At 73.6% G+C, this 16,786-nt stretch carries 12 protein-coding genes; 2 read left to right on the top strand and 10 right to left on the bottom strand.

What is annotated here, in order from left to right; genetic code table 11:
• Window positions 1–212: 212 nt before the first annotated feature.
• The 9 genes from ABZY12_RS18905 to ABZY12_RS18865 all read right to left on the bottom strand — a co-directional run bounded on the left by ABZY12_RS18905 (window position 213) and on the right by ABZY12_RS18865 (window position 11,501).
• Window positions 213–791: a TetR/AcrR family transcriptional regulator gene (locus ABZY12_RS18905; RefSeq protein WP_356891643.1), complete on the bottom strand. Its 579-nt coding sequence runs from the start codon at window positions 789–791 to the stop codon at window positions 213–215.
• On the bottom strand, window positions 779–1,501 hold the full coding sequence (locus ABZY12_RS18900) for an enoyl-CoA hydratase family protein (RefSeq protein WP_356891640.1): 723 nt from the start codon (window positions 1,499–1,501) through the stop codon (window positions 779–781). The genes ABZY12_RS18905 and ABZY12_RS18900 overlap by 13 nt, the downstream gene beginning before the upstream one ends.
• Window positions 1,498–3,075, bottom strand: coding sequence for a 4-coumarate--CoA ligase family protein (locus ABZY12_RS18895; RefSeq protein WP_356891638.1), 1,578 nt, complete (start codon window positions 3,073–3,075; stop codon window positions 1,498–1,500). Before ABZY12_RS18895 ends, ABZY12_RS18900 begins: the two co-directional genes overlap by 4 nt.
• Window positions 3,076–3,121: 46 nt before the next feature.
• On the bottom strand, window positions 3,122–4,255 hold the full coding sequence (locus tag ABZY12_RS18890) for an acyl-CoA dehydrogenase (RefSeq protein WP_356891636.1): 1,134 nt from the start codon (window positions 4,253–4,255) through the stop codon (window positions 3,122–3,124).
• Window positions 4,252–6,219: a biotin carboxylase N-terminal domain-containing protein gene (locus ABZY12_RS18885; protein WP_356891634.1), complete on the bottom strand. Its 1,968-nt coding sequence runs from the start codon at window positions 6,217–6,219 to the stop codon at window positions 4,252–4,254. The genes ABZY12_RS18890 and ABZY12_RS18885 overlap by 4 nt, the downstream gene beginning before the upstream one ends.
• A gap of 10 nt (window positions 6,220–6,229) precedes the next feature.
• Entirely contained in the window at window positions 6,230–7,831 is a 1,602-nt protein-coding gene (locus ABZY12_RS18880) for a carboxyl transferase domain-containing protein (protein ID WP_356891632.1), read from the bottom strand.
• A complete protein-coding gene (locus tag ABZY12_RS18875; protein ID WP_356891630.1) occupies window positions 7,828–9,507 on the bottom strand; it encodes an acyclic terpene utilization AtuA family protein in 1,680 nt (559 codons plus the stop codon). Before ABZY12_RS18875 ends, ABZY12_RS18880 begins: the two co-directional genes overlap by 4 nt.
• On the bottom strand, window positions 9,507–10,379 hold the full coding sequence (locus tag ABZY12_RS18870) for a TIGR03084 family metal-binding protein (RefSeq protein WP_356891628.1): 873 nt from the start codon (window positions 10,377–10,379) through the stop codon (window positions 9,507–9,509). The genes ABZY12_RS18875 and ABZY12_RS18870 overlap by 1 nt, the downstream gene beginning before the upstream one ends.
• Window positions 10,380–10,553: 174 nt before the next feature.
• Window positions 10,554–11,501, bottom strand: a complete 948-nt coding sequence (locus ABZY12_RS18865; protein ID WP_356891715.1) for an EamA family transporter — start codon at window positions 11,499–11,501, stop codon at window positions 10,554–10,556.
• 166 nt (window positions 11,502–11,667) lie between these two features.
• Between ABZY12_RS18865 and ABZY12_RS18860 the strand changes: the two genes are divergently transcribed.
• Window positions 11,668–12,549, top strand: coding sequence for a LysR family transcriptional regulator (locus tag ABZY12_RS18860; RefSeq protein WP_356891626.1), 882 nt, complete (start codon window positions 11,668–11,670; stop codon window positions 12,547–12,549).
• A gap of 204 nt (window positions 12,550–12,753) precedes the next feature.
• Here the strand turns inward: ABZY12_RS18860 and ABZY12_RS18855 are convergent, their stop codons facing one another.
• Window positions 12,754–15,567, bottom strand: coding sequence for an FAD-binding and (Fe-S)-binding domain-containing protein (locus ABZY12_RS18855; protein ID WP_356891624.1), 2,814 nt, complete (start codon window positions 15,565–15,567; stop codon window positions 12,754–12,756).
• Between the two features lie 50 nt (window positions 15,568–15,617).
• Here ABZY12_RS18855 and serC point away from each other — a divergent pair, with 50 nt between their 5' ends.
• On the top strand, window positions 15,618–16,736 hold the full coding sequence (gene serC / locus ABZY12_RS18850) for a phosphoserine transaminase (RefSeq protein ID WP_356891622.1): 1,119 nt from the start codon (window positions 15,618–15,620) through the stop codon (window positions 16,734–16,736).
• Window positions 16,737–16,786 lie beyond the last annotated feature (50 nt).

The raw sequence follows: 16,786 nt of genomic DNA, 5'->3' as shown, positions 1-16,786 counted from the left end.
GGGTGCGTCCGCGGGGTGGTGTACGGGGCCCGGGCGGGCGGGGTCGCCGCCGTCACCGGGAGGGGGGCGTCGGGGTCAGAACGCGGGCCGACAGCCCATGCCGGCGACACGGAGGAGGTCCACGTGGCGGCGGCGTACGAGCGCGAGCATGTCCCCAGCGTACTGCGGGGCGGCCGGGACGGATGTGTCGCCGGTCACCACGCGCGGAGGCGTCAGCCCAGGGCCTCGTCCACCAGCTCCGCCCACTGCGCCACCACCCGTTCCCGCCTCGCCCGGTCGTCCGTCAGGAGGGTCGCGAGGCCCAGGCCGCGGGCCATGTCGAGGAGGCCCTGGACCGTTTCGCGGGCGCCCGGGACGGACTCGTCGGCGCCCAGCAGCTCCACGGCGATGCGGTGGGACTCGCGGCCGACGCGGGCCTCCAGGTCCGTGACGCGGGCGCGCAGCTGGTCCTCGTCGGAGGCCGCCACCCACAGGTGGAGCGCGGCGCGGAACAGCGGGCCGGTGTACAGGTCGACGAGCGCGGCGACGACCTCACGGCGGTCATGGGCCGCGAGCGTGCGCAGTGCCTGGGAGCGTTCCTCGGCGACGTACTCGACGGCCGCCGTGAAGAGGTCCTCCCGGGTCGGGAAGTGGTGCTGGGCCGCGCCGCGCGAGACCCCCGCGCGTTCGGCCACGACGGAGACGGTGGAGCCCGCCCAGCCGTGTTCGGCCAGGCAGGACACCGCCGCCTCCAGGAGCCGCTGCCGGGTGGCCCGGCTGCGGTCCTGCTTGGGAGGGGTCACAACGCCCATTCGGGTTCCCGTCGTTCGAGAAAGGCCGTCATCCCTTCGCGCGCCTCGGCGGAGGCGAACAGCGACGCCGAGCGCTGCACCAGCTCCTCCGCGTGCTGTTCGAAGGTCTCCAGGACTTTAGCCGTGACCAGGCGCTTGGACTCCGCCAGGCCCTGCGGCGAGCCCCTGCGGAGACCGTCCAGGATCGGCTCCAGCTGCTCCTCCCCCGCTGTGACGAGACCGATCCGTACCGCCTCCTCCGTGCCGAAACGCTCGCCCGTCAGGTAGTACCGCGCCGCCGCCCGCGACTCCAGCTTCGGCAGCAGCGTCAGCGAGATCACGGCCGGGGCCACCCCGATCCGTACCTCCGTCAGGGCGAAGTCCGCCTCCGGGGAGGCCACCACCACGTCGCAGGCGCCCAGCAGGCCCAGACCTCCCGCCCGCACATGGCCGCGCACGGCACCCACCACCGGTTTCGGCAGGTCGACGATCTGCCGCAGCAGCGCCACGAAGGTGTACGGGTTGGGCGGCGCCTTCAGGTCCGCGCCCGCGCTGAACGTGGAGCCGGTGTGGGTCAGCACCACCGCCCGTACGCCCGGATCCTTTCCGCACGCCGTCAGCGCTTCGGCCAGCTCGGCGACCAGGGTCGCCGAGAGCGCGTTGCGATTCCCCGGAGAGTCCAGGGTCAGGGTGGTGATGCCGCGTTCCTCGGCGACGGAGACCAGGGTCATGAGCCTTCTCGCTCCCTCAACTCGCGGCGCAGGATCTTCCCCGACGCGGCCCTCGGCACCCCGTCGACGAACTCCACCCGCCGGATCTTCTTGTACGGGGCTACCTGCCCGGCCACGAAGGCGATGATGTCCCCGGCGGACAGACCGCTCGCGTGCGGCTGCCGGACGACGTACGCCTTGGGCACCTCGTTGCCGTCCTCGTCGTACACGCCGATCACCGCCGCGTCCGCCACTCCTTCGTGGGTGAGCAGCAGCGCCTCCAGCTCGGCCGGGGCGACCTGGAAGCCCTTGTACTTGATGAGTTCCTTGACCCGGTCCACGACGAACAGCCAGCCGTTCTCGTCGACCCGGCCGATGTCGCCGGTGCGCAGCCACCCGTCGGCGTCGATCATGGCGGCGGTGGCGTCGGGGCGGCCCAGGTACCCCTTCATGACCTGCGGCCCCCGGATGGCGACCTCGCCGTCCGTGCCCGGTGCGGCGTCCTTCTCCGGGTCGTCGAGGGACAGGATCCGCATCTCGGTGCTCGGGAGGAGCTTGCCGACCGCGCCGGGCGGCGGGTTCACGGCGTCGAGGGGGACGACGTGCGTGCCCGGGGACAGCTCGGTCATGCCGTACGCCTGCCGGACCGGCGGCAGCTCGAGCCGCGCCGAGCACGCCTCGGCGAGGGAGGCGTCGAGCGGGGCGGCGGCGCTGACGATGTACTCCAGGGAGGACAGGTCGTGGTCGGAGACCGCCGGGTGCTTGGCGAGGGCGAGGACGATCGGCGGCGCCACGTACAGGCCGTTGATGCGGTGCTTCTCGATCGCGGCGAGGAACTGGTCGAGCTCGAAGCGGGGCAGCACGACGACGGTGGCGCCCTGCCGCAGCGGGGCGTTCATCAGGGCGGTGAGGCCGTAGATGTGGAAGAACGGCAGCACGGCGAGGATGCGGTCGCCGGGGCCCATCGGGACGAACGGTTCCAGCTGGGCGAGATTGGTGGCGATGGACGTGTGGGTGAGCATCACGCCCTTGGGGACGCCGGTCGTGCCGGAGGAGTACGGCAGAGCGGCGATGTCCTCGTCCGGGTCGATGGCGGGGGCCGGCTCGGGGGCGGTGGTGGCGAGCATCGACTGGAGCGAGCGGTGGCCCTCGGCCGCCTGGTCGCAGACGAAGATCTCCTCGACGCCGCCCGCGAGTTCGGCGGCCCGGCGCGCCGCCGCGAGCAGCGGGGAGACGGTGACGATCCAGCGGGCGGAGGAGTCGCGGAGCTGTTTGGCGAACTCCTCCGGAGTGGCGAGCGGGTGGACGGTGGTGACGGACGCCCCGGCCCGGGTGGCGGCGTAGAACGCGATCGGGAACAGGACGGTGTTGGGGCTGTGCAGGGCGAGGACGTCGCCCTTGCGGACGCCGGCCTCGGCGAGCCCGGCGGCGACCCGCCGATGGAACGCGTCGACCTGCGCGTACGTGAGGGTGAGCTCGCCGGCCCCGTCGATCAGGGCCGGGGTGTCGCCGCGCTCGGCGGCCCTGCCGAGGACGGCGTCGTGGATGGGGAGGGAGACGGCCTGAACATCCGCGTACTCGCTGTGAAAGACCATGCGTGCCCCCTGGAGAGGTGGAAGGTGGTCGCCAGAATCCCCCGGGTCAGTACGACTTGGGGAGACCCAGGGACTGGTGGGACACGTAGTTCAGGATCATTTCCCGGCTGACGGGCGCGATCCGGGCGACGCGGGAGGCCGTGATGAGCCGGGCGAGGCCGAACTCGCGGGTGAGGCCGTTGCCGCCGAGGGTGTGGACGGACTGGTCGACTGCCTTCACACAGGCCTCGCCGGCCGCGTACTTGGCCATGTTGGCCGCCTCGCCGGCGCCGATGTCGTCGCCGGCGTCGTAGAGGTGGGCGGCCTTCAGCATCATCAGCTTCGCCAGTTCGAGCTCGATGTGGGCCTGCGCGAGGGGGTGGGCTATGGCCTGGTGGGCGCCGATCGGGCTCTTCCAGACCTGGCGCTCCTTGGCATAGGCCACCGCCTGGGCGAGGGCGTAGCGGCCCATGCCGATCGCGAACGCGGCCGTCATGATCCGCTCGGGGTTGAGACCGGCGAAGAGCTGGAGGAGCCCGGCGTCCTCGTCGCCGACCAGGGCGTCCCCCGGGAGGCGGACCTCGTCGAGGGTCAGCTCGAACTGCTTCTCCTGAGCGGCGAGTTCCATGTCGATGGCCCGGCGTCCGAAGCCGGGGGCGTCGCGCGGGACGATGAAGAGGCACGGCTTGAGGTTTCCGGTGCGGGCATCCGAGGTGCGGCCGACGATGAGGGTGGCGTCGGCGATGTCGACGCCGGAGACGAAGACCTTGCGGCCGTTGAGGACCCAGCCGTCCCCGGTCTTCGTGGCGGTGGTGGTGATGCGGTGGGAGTTGGACCCCGCGTCGGGCTCGGTGATGCCGAAGGCCATGGTGCGGGTGCCGTCGGCGAGGCCGGGCAGCCACTCCCGCTTCTGCTCCTCGGTGCCGAACCGGGCGATGACGGTGCCGCAGATCGCCGGCGAGACGATCATCATCAGCAGGGGCGCGCCGGCCGCGCCCGCCTCCTCCAGGACGATGGAGAGTTCGGCGATGCCGCCGCCCCCGCCGCCGTACTCCTCGGGCAGGTTCACCCCGAGGTAGCCGAGCTTCCCGGCTTCGGCCCAGAGGGCGGCCCGGTCGAAGCCACGGCCGTGGCGGTGGCCGAGGGCGGAGACGGCGGCACGCAGGGCGGTGTGTTCCGGAGACTCGATGAGGGTGCTCATACGGACTGTTCCTCCTGTGCGTCGGTGGGTACGGCGCTCTGTGCGTCGGTGCGTGCGTCGGCCGGTGTGTCGGTGGGTGCGTCGGCCGCTGTGTCAGCCGGTGTGTCGGTCTGTACGACGGCGAGCAGGGCGCCGACCTCGACCTGGCGGCCGGGGGCGGCGTGGAGCGCGGTGAGCCTGCCGGAGGCGGGAGCGGTGACGCGGTGCTCCATCTTCATGGCCTCCAGCCAGAGGAGCGGCTGCCCGGCGGTGACGGGGTCGCCGACCGCCAGGCCGTCCGCGACCCGGACGACGGTGCCGGGCATCGGCGCGAGCAGCGAGCCGGGGGCGGCCTGGTCGCGGGGGTCGGGGAAGCGGGGGCGCGCGGTGAGCCGGTGTGCGCCGACGTGGACGGTGTCGCCGTACCTGGCGACGTCGAAGTCCCGTACGACCCCCTCGACTTCGAGCCGTACACGGTGCGGGGTGGCGCCGACGGCACGGACGCCTTCGGGAGCCGTGACGGTGTAGTCGCCGTCCCGGGTGGGCCGGTAGCGCACCTCGTGCTCGCCGTAGGCCCGGAACTGGTCCTGCGAGCGCACATTGCGCCACCCGCCGCCGAAGCGGCTCGTCCGCGCGGCCGCCTCGGCGAGCGCGGCGGCGACGGCGGCGTACGCCTCCCCGGGCGCGGGGAGGGCCAGATCGGCCAGGTTCCGCTCGTAGAAGCCGGTGTCGAGCCGGGTCTCGTCCCGGAACTCCGGGTGCCGCAGCGAGGCGACGAGCAGGTCCCGGTTGGTGACGGGCCCGTGGACCCGGGCCCGGGCGAGGGTGTGCGCGAGCCTGCGCACGGCCTCGGCGCGGGTGGGCGCGTGGACGACGACCTTGGCGATCATCGGGTCGTAGTGGACGCCGACGGTGTCACCGGAGACGTACCCGGTGTCGACGCGGAGGTGCGGCCCGCCGTCCGGGAACTCCAGCACGTGCAGGCGGCCCGTCTGAGGGGTCCATCCCCGGGACGGGTCCTCCGCGTAGAGGCGGGCCTCGATCGCGTGGCCGTGGGCGGCGGGGGGCTCGGCGGGCAACGGCGTGCCTTCCGCCACCGCCAGCTGGAGGGCGACCAGGTCGACGCCGAAGACCGCCTCGGTCACCGGGTGCTCGACCTGGAGGCGGGTGTTCATCTCCAGGAAGTGCGCCCGGCCGTCCGCGACCAGGAACTCGACCGTGCCCGCCCCCGCATAGCCGACGGCCCTCGCCGCCGCCACGGACCGCTCGTACAGGGAGTCGACGAGGCCGGACGGCAGGTCCGGTGCCGGGGCCTCCTCGATCACCTTCTGGTGGCGGCGCTGGAGCGAGCAGTCGCGCGTCCCCAGCGCCCACACCGTCCCGTGCGCGTCGGCCAGGATCTGGACCTCGACGTGGCGGCCGTTCTCGACGTACGGCTCGACGAACACCTCACCGTCGCCGAACGCGCTCGCCGCCTCCGCCGAGGCCGCCGCCAGCTCCGCGGGGAGCGCGGCCAGGTCGCGGACGATCCGCATGCCGCGGCCGCCACCACCCGCCGCCGCCTTCACCAGGACCGGCAGGTCCGCCTCCGTGACCTCCCCCAGCGGGGCGACCCCCATCAGCTCCTTCGCCCGCGTCTTCGACGCCATCGCCTCGATCGCGGCCGGAGGCGGCCCGATCCACACCAGGCCCGCGTCGAGCACGGCCCGCGCGAACTCCGCGTTCTCCGAGAGGAAGCCGTACCCGGGGTGGACCGCGTCCGCCCCGGCCGCCAGCGCGGCCTTCACCACCAGGTCACCGCGCAGATACGTCTCGGCGGGCGCGGCGCCCGGCAGCCGTACCGCCGCGTCGGCCTCCCGTACGTGCAGCGCGTCGGCGTCCGCGTCCGAGTACACCGCGACCGTCCCGATGCCGAGCTCCCGGCACGTTCGGAACACCCGGCAGGCGATCTCGCCCCGGTTCGCGACCAGCACAGTCGAAATCATCGAAGTGGCCTCACATTCGGAAGACGCCGAAGCCGCCGCGCGCGCCCTCGACCGGTGCCGTGTGGATGGCGGACAGACACAGCCCGAGGACCGTGCGGGTGTCGCGGGGGTCGATGACGCCGTCGTCGTACAGCCGCCCCGACAGGAACATCGGCAGCGATTCCGACTCGATCTGCGCCTCGACCATCGCGCGCAGCCCGGCGTCCGCCTCGTCGTCGTACGGCTGCCCCTTCGCGGTGGCCGAGGCGCGCGCCACGATCGACAGGACGCCCGCCAACTGCTGCGGGCCCATGACGGCCGACTTGGCGCTCGGCCAGGCGAAGAGGAAGCGCGGGTCGTAGGCCCGACCGCACATGCCGTAGTGCCCGGCGCCGTACGAGGCGCCCATCAGCACGCTCAGATGCGGCACCCGCGAGTTCGACACCGCGTTGATCATCATGGCGCCGTGCTTGATGATGCCGCCCTGCTCGTACTCCTTGCCCACCATGTAACCGGTGGTGTTGTGCAAGAAGATCAGCGGGATGTCCCGCTGGTTGGCGAGCTGGATGAACTGCGCCGCCTTCTGCGACTCGGCGGAGAACAGCACCCCTTGCGCGTTGGCGAGGATGCCCACCGGATAGCCGTGCAGCGCGGCCCAGCCGGTCACCAGACTCGGCCCGTACAGCGGCTTGAACTCGTCGAAGTCCGAGCCGTCCACGACCCGGGCGATCACCTCGCGCGGGTCGAACGGCGTCTTCAGGTCGCCCGGCACGATCCCGAGCAGCTCGTCCTCGTCGTACTTCGGCGGTTCCGCGAGACCGACCGGATCCGGGTGCGCCTTGCGGTGGTTGAGCCGGGCCACGATCCGCCGCGCCTGGCGCAGCGCGTCCGCCTCGTCGACGGCGTAGTGGTCGGCGAGCCCGGAGGTACGGGCGTGCATCTCGGCGCCGCCGAGCGACTCGTCGTCGCTCTCCTCCCCCGTCGCCATCTTCACCAGCGGCGGACCGCCGAGGAAGACCTTCGACCGCTCCTTGATCATCACGGTGTGGTCGGACATGCCGGGGACGTACGCGCCGCCGGCCGTCGAGTTGCCGAAGACGACCGCGATCGTGGGGATCCCGGCGGCGGACAGCCGCGTGATGTCGCGGAACAGCGCCCCGCCCGGGATGAAGATCTCCTTCTGGGAGGGCAGGTCGGCGCCGCCGGACTCGACGAGCGCGATGCACGGCAACCGGTTGGCGTACGCGATCTCGTTGGCGCGCAGGGCCTTCTTCAGCGTCCACGGATTGGAGGCCCCGCCGCGCACGGTCGGGTCGTTGGCGGTGATCAGGCACTCGACGCCCTCGACCACGCCGATGCCGGTGACGATCGACGCGCCCACCGGGTAGTCGCTGCCCCAGGCGGCGAGCGGCGACAGTTCGAGGAAGGGGGTGTCGGGGTCGACCAGCAGCTCGATCCGCTCGCGGGCGAGCATCTTGCCGCGCCGGCGGTGCCGTGCGACGTACTTCTCCCCGCCGCCCGCGAGCGCCTTGGCGTGCTCGGCGTCGAGGGCGGCCAGCTTGTCGAGCATGGCGGCGCGGTGGGCGGCGTAGTCCGGGCCGCCCGTGTCGAGGGCGGAGGCGAGGACGGTCACAGCAGTTCCTCCGGGATGTCCAGGTGCCGGGAGCGGAGCCATTCGCCGAGGGCTTTGGCCTGGGGGTCGAAGCGGGCCTGGGAGGCGACGCCCTCGCCGAGGAGTCCGGTGACGACGAAGTTCACCGCCCGCAGTCCGGGCAGGTCATGCCGTACGACGGGCAGGCCGGCGGTCTCCGGCAGGAGCTGCCGGAACCGCTCCTCCGTGAGGGTGTGGGCGAGCCAGCGCCAGGCCGCGTCGGTACGGACCCACAGGCCGACGTTCGCGTCGCCGCCCTTGTCGCCGCTGCGGGCCCCGGCGACGAGCCCGAGCGGGGCTTTCCTGACAGCTCCGTGCGGCAGTGGCTCGGGCAGCGGCGGCTGCGGAACCGGCTCCGGCTCCCGGGTCTGCGCGGGTACGGGGACGGGGAGCCGGGTCCCGTCGGGCAGCACGGCCGTGTGCGGGACTTCGGTGGCCGGGACGTACGCGGCCTCGAAGACGCCGTAGGGCGCGCCCTTGCCCGGTGGCGCGGTGACGTGGAAGCCGGGATAACTGGCGAGGGCCAGTTCGATGGCGGCGCCGGTGAGGGCGCGGCCGACCGGCTCCGGGGCGGGGTCGCGTACGACGAGCCGGAGCAGCGCGCTCGCGGTCTCCTCGGTGTCGGCGTCGGCGCGGTCGGTGCGTGCCGACTCCCAACGGAGTTCGGCGGGCCGCGACTTCGCGCGGTCGAGGGCGTCCTCGATCTGGTCCCGTACGAGCTGGGCCTTGGCGTCGATGTCGAGGCCGGTGAGGACGAAGACGACCTCGTTGCGGAAGCCGCCGAGTCTGGTGAGCCCGGCCTTGAGGGTGGGCGGCGGGGCCTCGCCGCGTACGCCGTCGATCCTGACCCGGTCCGGGCCCTGCGGGGTGAGCCGTACGGTGTCGAGCCGGGCGGTCACGTCGGGCCCGGCGTAGCGGGCGCCGGCCGTCTCGTAGAGGAGCTGGGAGGTGACGGTGCCGACGTCGACGACGCCGCCGGTGCCGGAGTGTTTGGTGATGACGCAGGTGCCGTCGGGGTGGATCTCGGCGAGCGGGAAGCCGGGGCGGCGTACGTCGTGGCCGGTGAAGAAGGCGTAGTTGCCGCCGGTGGCCTGGGTGCCGCACTCCAGAACGTGTCCGGCGACGACCGCCCCCGCCAGCTCGTCGTACTGCTCCGGTCCCCAGCCGAACCGCCACTGCGCGGGACCGGTGACGAGGGCGGCGTCGGTGACGCGGCCGGTGACGACGACGTCGGCTCCAGCGTCCAGGCAGGCGGCGATCCCCGCGCCGCCGAGGTAGGCGTTCGCGGTGAGGACCCCCTCGGGGGCGGGGAGTCGGTCCCCTTCGACATGGGCGATCCGGGCGGGGATGCCGAGCCGTTCGGCGAGGGCGCGCAGGGCGTCGGCGAGCCCCGCGGGGTTGAGGCCGCCCGCGTTGGTCACGACGCGGACCCCGCGCTCGTGGGCGAGGCCGAGACCCTCTTCCATCTGGCGCAGGAAGGTCTTGGCGTATCCGGCGGCCGGGTCCTTGAGGCGGTCGCGGCCGAGGATGAGCATGGTCAGTTCGGCGAGGTAGTCGCCGGTGAGGACGTCGAGTTCGCCGCCGGTGAGCATCTCGCGGACGGCGTCGAAGCGGTCGCCGTAGAAGCCGGAGGCGTTGCCGATACGGAGGACCTCCATCAGGCGCCCCGGGGCGGGCGGCCGGTTCCGGCGGATTCGCGGTCGGTCTCCGCGCGTGCGCGGCCGGTCTGGCCGGATTCGCGGCCGGTCTCCGCGCGTGCGCGGCCGGTTCCCGCCGGCCCGGCGAAGGCCTGGGCGATGCCGAGCCACCGCTCGGCGTCCTCGCCCACGGCGGTGAGCGCGGTGTCGTCGCGGTGGACGCGCTGGGTGACGAGGAGACAGAAGTCGAGCGCGGGCCCGGTGATCTTCTGCGCGGCGTCCGGCGGACCGTAGACCCACTCCTCGCCGTCGGGGGCGGTCAGTTCGACCCGGAACGGCTCGGGCGGCGCCTCGATGCCCCGTACGAGATAGGCGTAGTCGCGGGCCCGGACGCCGATCCAGGCCACGTGCCGCAGCCGGGCGGTCGGCTCGCGCACGACGCCGAGGGTGTCGGCGATGTCCTGCCCGTGCGCCCAGGTCTCCATGAGCCGGGCGGTCCCCATGGAGGCCGCGCTCATGGGCGGCCCGTACCAGGGGAAGCGGGAGCCGGGCGGGGCCTCGCGCAGGGCCCGCTCGAGCCGCTCGCGCCCGTCACGCCAGCGGTCGAGGAGCACCGCGGGCGCGAGCGCGGCGCCCTCCGCCGCGCCTTCGTCGACGAAGCGGTCGGGAGCGGCGAGGGCCTTCTCGGCCTCGGCGGCGAAGGCGCCCGGGTCGGTGACGGCAAGCAGCGCGGCCCGGTCGGTCCAGGCGAGGTGGGCGATCTGGTGGGCGACGGTCCAGCCCTCGGCGGGGGTGGGAGCGGCCCACCGCTCGTCACTCAACTCCCTGACGAGCCGGTCGACTTCTTCGCTCTCGCTGCGCAGATCGTCGAGGACGACGACGGGGTCGGACACGGTGCGCTCCCCTCGGGGGACGGGCGGGCCACGGGCGTGTGCCGAGGAGCATGGCAGTGCTCGCCAAAACAATCAAGCATGCTTGCTTGAAATTTGGGGGCGGAGGGCATCGGAGGGCTTTCGTCGCCGCCCCCGGGCACCTCTTCCCCGTCCCGGCCGGGACGGGGCTGCCCCCTAGACCTGGGCCGGGGCTTCGGCGCGCTTCATCTGGGTGCGGACCGCGCCCATGCTGGCCGCGATGACGAGCGCGATGGCCAGTGCGTCCGTCACGGCGAGGGCCTGGCTCAGCAGCAGGAAGCCGGCCGTCGCGGCGATCGCCGGCTCCAGGCTCATGAGGATCGCGAAGGTCGGGGCGGGCAGACGGCGCAGGGCGAGGAGTTCCAGGGTGTAGGGCAGCACGGAGGACATCAGCGCGACGGCGAGGCCCAGGCCGATCGTCGACGGTACGAAGAGCTTGTCGCCGGCCTCCGCCAGACCGAGCGGCAGACTGAGGACGGCGCCGAAGGCCATCGCGAGCGCCAGGCCGTCCGCCTGGGGGAAGCGTCGGCCGGTACGGGCGCTGAAGACGATGTACGTCGCCCACATCGCGCCCGCGGCGAGCGCGAACGCGGCGCCCACCGGGTCGAGCCGGTCGAAGCCGCCGCCGCTGAGCAGGACGACACCACCGAGGGCGAGTCCGGCCCACAGGAGATTGACCAGGCGGCGGGAGGCGACCACGGAGAGGGCCAGGGGGCCGAGGACCTCCAGGGTCACGGCGGCGCCGAGCGGGATCCGGTCGGCCGCCTGGTAGAAGAGGATGTTCATGCCCGCCATCGCGGTACCGAAGGCGACGACGGTGCCCCAGTCGGCGCGGCCGTAGCCGCGGACCTTGGGGCGGCAGACGATCAGCAGGACGGCGGCGGCGAGTACCAGCCGCAGGGTCACGACACCGAGGGCGCCCGCCCGTGGCATCAGCAGGACGGCGAGGGCCGACCCGAACTGGACGGACAGGCCACCGGCGACGACGAGCGCGACGGGTCCGAGACGGTGGGCACGCGCCGGGCCACCGGGGGCGCCTGCGGCTTCGGGTACGGAGACCGCTTCGGGGGCCGCGACGGCTTCGGGTACCGAGACGGCGGCGATGTCCTTGACCGGGCTGTCCACCGGCTCACTCCTGCCTTGCATGGTTCAACACACTGGACTGTCAGTCCAGCATAGTGCACTCTCGTCGCGGAGGCTCGGATTTAACGCTACGAGCCCGTGCGCGGCTCCGGAAATGCCGATTGGGCTGCGGTTATGCTCCGAACGCATGGGCATCGAGCTACGCCACCTCCGCGCCTTCCTCGCCATCGCCGAGGAGGGCAACGTGACCAGGGCCGCCGCCCGGCTCCACCTCACCCAGCCCGCCGTCTCCCGTACGCTCGCCGCCCTGGAGAAGCACCTCGGCGTCCGGCTCGTCGACCGCTCCACCCACCAGCTCGCCCTCACCGCCGAGGGCCGCGCCTTCCACGACCGGGCGGCCGCCGCCGTCGCCGCCTTCGACGCGGCACTGGACCCCGCACTGCTGCGCCACCGGCCCCTGCGGCTCGGCCACGCCTGGTCCGCGTTCGGCCCGTACACCACTCCGCTGCTCCGGCGCTGGCAGCGCGAACACCCCGACACCCCGCTCGAACTCCTTCGCGTCGACGACCGCACGGCCGGGCTCGTACGGGGCGAGGTGGACGCGGCGCTGCTGCGCGGGCCGGTGGACGCGCCGGGGCTGGCGACGGAGGAGTTGACCACGGAGACCCGGGTCGCCGCCGTCCCGGCGGACAGCCCGCTGGCCGGGCGTCCGGCCGTGCTCCTCGCCGACCTCGCCGGCGAGACGGTCGTCCTCAACACCGTCTCCGGCACGACGACCCTCGACCTCTGGCCACCCGCGCACCGGCCGGCCGGCACGCTGACCGTCGGCAACACCGACGACTGGCTCACCGCGATCGCCGCGGGCCGGGGCGTCGGCGTCTCGGCCGCGTCCACGGCGGACATGCACCCGCACCCGGGGGTGACCTACCGCCCCCTGACGGACGCGCCGCCCGTCCACGTCGTCCTGGCCTGGCGCGACGCGGCCCCGCACCCGGCGATCGGGGCACTGGCGGCCCTGGCGCACGAGGTCACGCGGGGGGCGGGGCTTTCCGGTACGTCCGGTATGTGAAGGGAGCCCGCGGGGGCCCCGTCAGGTGCGGCGTACGTACCTGCGGCCTGCCCTGGCGCCCATGGGTGGCCGAAGGCCATCGCGCAGCGACGCGTCGAGGAACGAGGAGCGCCCTTGAGGGGACGGCGCAGGGCGCCACACTCGGAGAGAGGGCGGCCACGCGCCCGAAACTCACCGGCAACGCTCACCCCGGCACACCCCGCGTCACGAACGGCCACCCCCACCACGAGACGGCCCACCCCCCAGCCCTTCCGCGAGGACCTCCGCCAGGTGCCGCCCCCGCCGGTTCGTCAGGTGGCCGATCTGCGTACGGCAGGAGAAGCCGTCGGCGAGCACGACGGCTTCCTCGCCCGACCCCCGGAGCGCCGGGAGGAGCTGGTCCTCGGCGCAGGCCACCGACACCTCGTAGTGACCCGGCTCGAAGCCGAAGTTGCCCGCGAGGCCGCAGCAGCCGCCGCTCAGCTCCCCCGTCAACCCCGCCCGTCCCCGCAGGCGCCGCTCGGCCGCGTCGCCCAGGACCGCGTGCTGGTGGCAGTGGGTCTGGCCGACCACCTCTCGGTCCAGGCGCGGCGGGGCCCACTCCGGCGCGAACTCCTCCACTGCCTGGGCGAAGGTGCGTACGGAAGAGGCCAGCCGGGCCGCGCGCGGGTCGTCGGCGAGCAGCTCCGGCAGATCGGTCCGCAGCGCCGCCGCGCAGGACGGCTCCAGGACGACCAGCGGCCGCCCCAGCACCGGCTCCATCACGTCCAGGGTCCGGCGCATCGCCTTCCGGGCGCGGTCGAGCTGGCCCGTCGAGACGTACGTCAGGCCGCAGCACACCCGCCCCGGCGGCAGGCTCAGGCTCACCCCCACCGCGCCCAGGACCCGGACGGCCGCCTTGCCCACCTCCGGCGCCAGGTGGTTGGTGAACGTGTCCGGCCACAGCACCACGTCCGACGCCGCCCCGAGCCTCGCCCCGAACCACGAGACGAACGTGCGGGCCGCCACGCGCGGCAGCTCCCGCTCGGGAGTCACCCCCGCCAGGCGGGCGGCGAAGGGCAGCGCCCGGCCGATGTTCAGCGCCGGCCCGAACCACCGCAGCCACTGCGGCAGCCTGCCCATCGACACATGTGCCCACGGCCTCCGCCTGCCTCCACCCCTGCCCCCGCCCTTGCCCGTGCCTCCCTCCCCGTCCGCGCCGCCGCCCCCGTAGTAGCGGTCCAGGAACTCCGCCTTGTACGCGGCCATGTCGACGCCCACCGGGCAGTCGCTCCGGCACCCCTTGCACGACAGGCACAGGTCCAGCGCCTCCTTGACCTCCTCCGACCCCCAGCCGTCGGTGATGACCTCGCCGAGCGCCATCTCGTGCAGCAGCCGCGCCCGGCCCCGCGTCGAGTGCCGCTCCTCGCCCGTCGCGCGGTACGACGGGCACATCACGCCCGGTCCCGAACTCGGCCCGTCCACCCGGCACTTGGCGACCCCCACGCACCGCGCCACCGCCGGCACCATGGGAAGGCCGGTGAACCTCAGGTTCTCGTCCAGCCGGGCCGGCCGCACCAGCGTCCCCGGGTTCAGGCCGCCGTCCGGGTCCCACAGGTCCTTGACCTCCCCGAAGAGACCGACCAGCTCGGGGCCGTACATCCTCGGCAGCAGCTCGGCGCGCGCCTGCCCGTCCCCGTGCTCCCCCGACAGCGAGCCGCCGTGCGCGACGACCAGATCCGCGACCGCCTCCGAGAACGCCCGGAAGCGCCCGACCCCGGCGCCCGTCCACAGGTCGAAGTCGATACGGACATGGATGCAGCCGTCGCCGAAGTGCCCGTACGGCGTCCCGCGCAGCCCGTGCTCGGCGAGCAGCGCCCGGAAATCCCGCAGGTACGCCCCGAGGCGGGCGGGCGGCACCGCGCAGTCCTCCCACCCGGGCCAGGCCGCGCTCCCGTCCGGCATCCTGGTCGCCGTCCCGGCGGCGTCCTCACGGATCCGCCACAGCATCCGCTGCCCGGCCGGGTCGGTCACCACCGCCGCGTCCAGCGCGTCCGCCGCCCGGACCAGGGCCCGCGCCGCCGCCTCCCCGTCCGTCTCGACGAAGAGCCACGCCCCGCCCCGTGGCAGCCCCACCGCGTCCCGCACCAGGTCGGCCGCCATGCCCTCCACCGTCAGCGGCCCGTGCGCCAGCAGCCCCGCCGCCGCGTCGGCCGCCGCGCTCTCGTCCGCGTACCCGAGCACGGCCAGGACGGGCGAGGACGGCGCCGCCACGAGGCGTACGGTCGCCTCGGTCAGGATCCCCAGCGTGCCCTCGCTCCCGCAGAACGACCGGGCCACGTCCGCGCCCCGCTCCGGCAGCAGCGCGTCGAGGGCGTAGCCGGAGATGCGGCGCGGCAGGCCCGCCGGGTAGCCGGTCCGCAGCGCCGCGAGGTTCGCTCCGACCAGCTCGCGCAGCCCGTCCGGCGCCCCCGCCCAGTCCCGGCCGAGGCGCAGCGTCTCGCCGCCGTACGTGAGGACGTCGAGGCCCAGCACGTTGTCGGCGGTCGTCCCCCACGCCACCGAGTGGGCTCCGCACGCGTTGTTGCCGATCATGCCGCCGAGGGTGCAGCGGCTGTGGGTGGACGGATCGGGCCCGAAGGTGAGTCCGTGCGGGCGCGCCGCCTCGCGCAGCCGGTCCAGGACCACCCCCGGCTGGACGACGGCCGTCCGCGCCTCGGGGTCGACGGAGACGATCGCGCGCATGTGACGGGTGAAGTCGAGCACGACGCCCGTGCCGGTCGCCTGCCCGGCGATCGACGTGCCGCCGCCGCGCGCGACGACCGGCACCTCGAAGTCCCGGCAGACGGCCAGCGCGGCGGCCACCTCCGCCGCGTCGCGCGGGGCGACCACGCCGAGCGGCACGCGCCGGTAGTTGGACGCGTCCATCGTCATCAGGGCGCGTGCCGTGGCGCCGAAGTCGACGTCCCCCAATCCCGCCGCGCGCAGCGCCGCCTCCAGTCCCTCGTCCACTCCCTCGTCTTTTCCCACCAGGCCAGGATGTCTCACTCGTCGTCTCATCCGGCGGACATCGTCTGCCGCGACCGTTCCGACCGGATACGCTCCGCCTCGTGGCTGAGATCCAGATTCCCGCTGACATCAAGCCCGCCGACGGCCGTTTCGGCGCGGGCCCCTCCAAGGTGCGTACGGAGGCGCTGGACGCCCTGGCCGCCACCGGCACCTCTCTCCTCGGCACGTCCCACCGCCAGGCCCCGGTCAAGAACCTGGTCGGCGAGGTACGTGCCGGAGTGCGTGACCTCTTCTCGCTGCCCGAGGGCTACGAGGTGATCCTGGGCAACGGCGGCTCGACCGCCTTCTGGGACATCGCGACCCACGGGCTGATCGAGTCGAAGTCCCAGCACCTCAACTTCGGCGAGTTCTCCTCCAAGTTCGCGAAGGCCGCGAAGCTGGCCCCCTGGCTGGCCGAGCCGACCGTGATCTCCTCCGACCCGGGCACGCACCCGGAGCCGCGGGCCGAGGCGGGCGTCGACGTCTACGCGTTCACCCACAACGAGACCTCCACCGGTGTCGCGGCCCCGGTCAAGCGGGTCGCGGGCGCCGACGACGGCGCGCTGGTCCTGGTCGACGCGACCTCCGGCGCGGGCGGCCTCCCGGTCGACATCACCGAGTCGGACGTCTACTACTTCGCCCCGCAGAAGTCCTTCGCCGCCGACGGCGGTCTGTGGCTGGCGGCGTTCTCGCCGGCCGCGCTGGAGCGGGCGAAGAAGATCCACGAGTCCGGCCGGCACATCCCGGAGTTCTTCTCCCTGCCGACGGCGATCGACAACTCGCTGAAGAACCAGACGTACAACACCCCGGCCCTCGCGACCCTCTTCCTGCTGAACGAGCAGCTGAAGTGGATCAACGGCCAGGGCGGTCTGGACTGGGCCGTGGCCCGTACGAAGGAGTCCTCGCGGAACCTGTACGGCTGGGCCGAGGAGTCCAAGTACGCGACGCCGTTCGTGACGGACCCGGCGAAGCGCTCGCAGGTCATCGGCACGATCGACTTCTCGGAGGAGATCGACGCGGCGGCGGTCGCCAAGGCGCTGCGCGCCAACGGCATCGTGGACACCGAGCCGTACCGCAAGCTGGGCCGCAACCAGCTGCGGGTCGCGATGTTCCCGGCGATCGACCCGGCGGACGTGCAGGCGCTGACGGCCTGCATCGACTACGTGATCGAGAAGCTGTAGCCGAGCTGTAACCGCGTTCTCACGAGGGCCCGACGTCGGACATGACCGAT

The organism is Streptomyces sp. NPDC006551 (assembly GCF_040611675.1).
Taxonomy (GTDB): Bacteria; Actinomycetota; Actinomycetes; order Streptomycetales; family Streptomycetaceae; genus Streptomyces.
This window is presented reverse-complemented; position numbering and strand designations above follow the sequence as displayed.

Bases quoted from the DNA above. Each gene is read 5' to 3' on its own strand.
- ABZY12_RS18905 (WP_356891643.1), bottom strand. From the start codon at position 791: ATGGGCGTTGTGACCCCTCCCAAGCAGGACCGCAGCCGGGCCACCCGG.
- ABZY12_RS18900 (WP_356891640.1), bottom strand. From the start codon at position 1,501: ATGACCCTGGTCTCCGTCGCCGAGGAACGCGGCATCACCACCCTGACC.
- ABZY12_RS18895 (WP_356891638.1), bottom strand. From the start codon at position 3,075: ATGGTCTTTCACAGCGAGTACGCGGATGTTCAGGCCGTCTCCCTCCCC.
- ABZY12_RS18890 (WP_356891636.1), bottom strand. From the start codon at position 4,255: ATGAGCACCCTCATCGAGTCTCCGGAACACACCGCCCTGCGTGCCGCC.
- ABZY12_RS18885 (WP_356891634.1), bottom strand. From the start codon at position 6,219: ATGATTTCGACTGTGCTGGTCGCGAACCGGGGCGAGATCGCCTGCCGG.
- ABZY12_RS18875 (WP_356891630.1), bottom strand. From the start codon at position 9,507: ATGGAGGTCCTCCGTATCGGCAACGCCTCCGGCTTCTACGGCGACCGC.
- ABZY12_RS18860 (WP_356891626.1), top strand. From the start codon at position 11,668: ATGGGCATCGAGCTACGCCACCTCCGCGCCTTCCTCGCCATCGCCGAG.
- ABZY12_RS18855 (WP_356891624.1), bottom strand. From the start codon at position 15,567: ATGAGACGACGAGTGAGACATCCTGGCCTGGTGGGAAAAGACGAGGGA.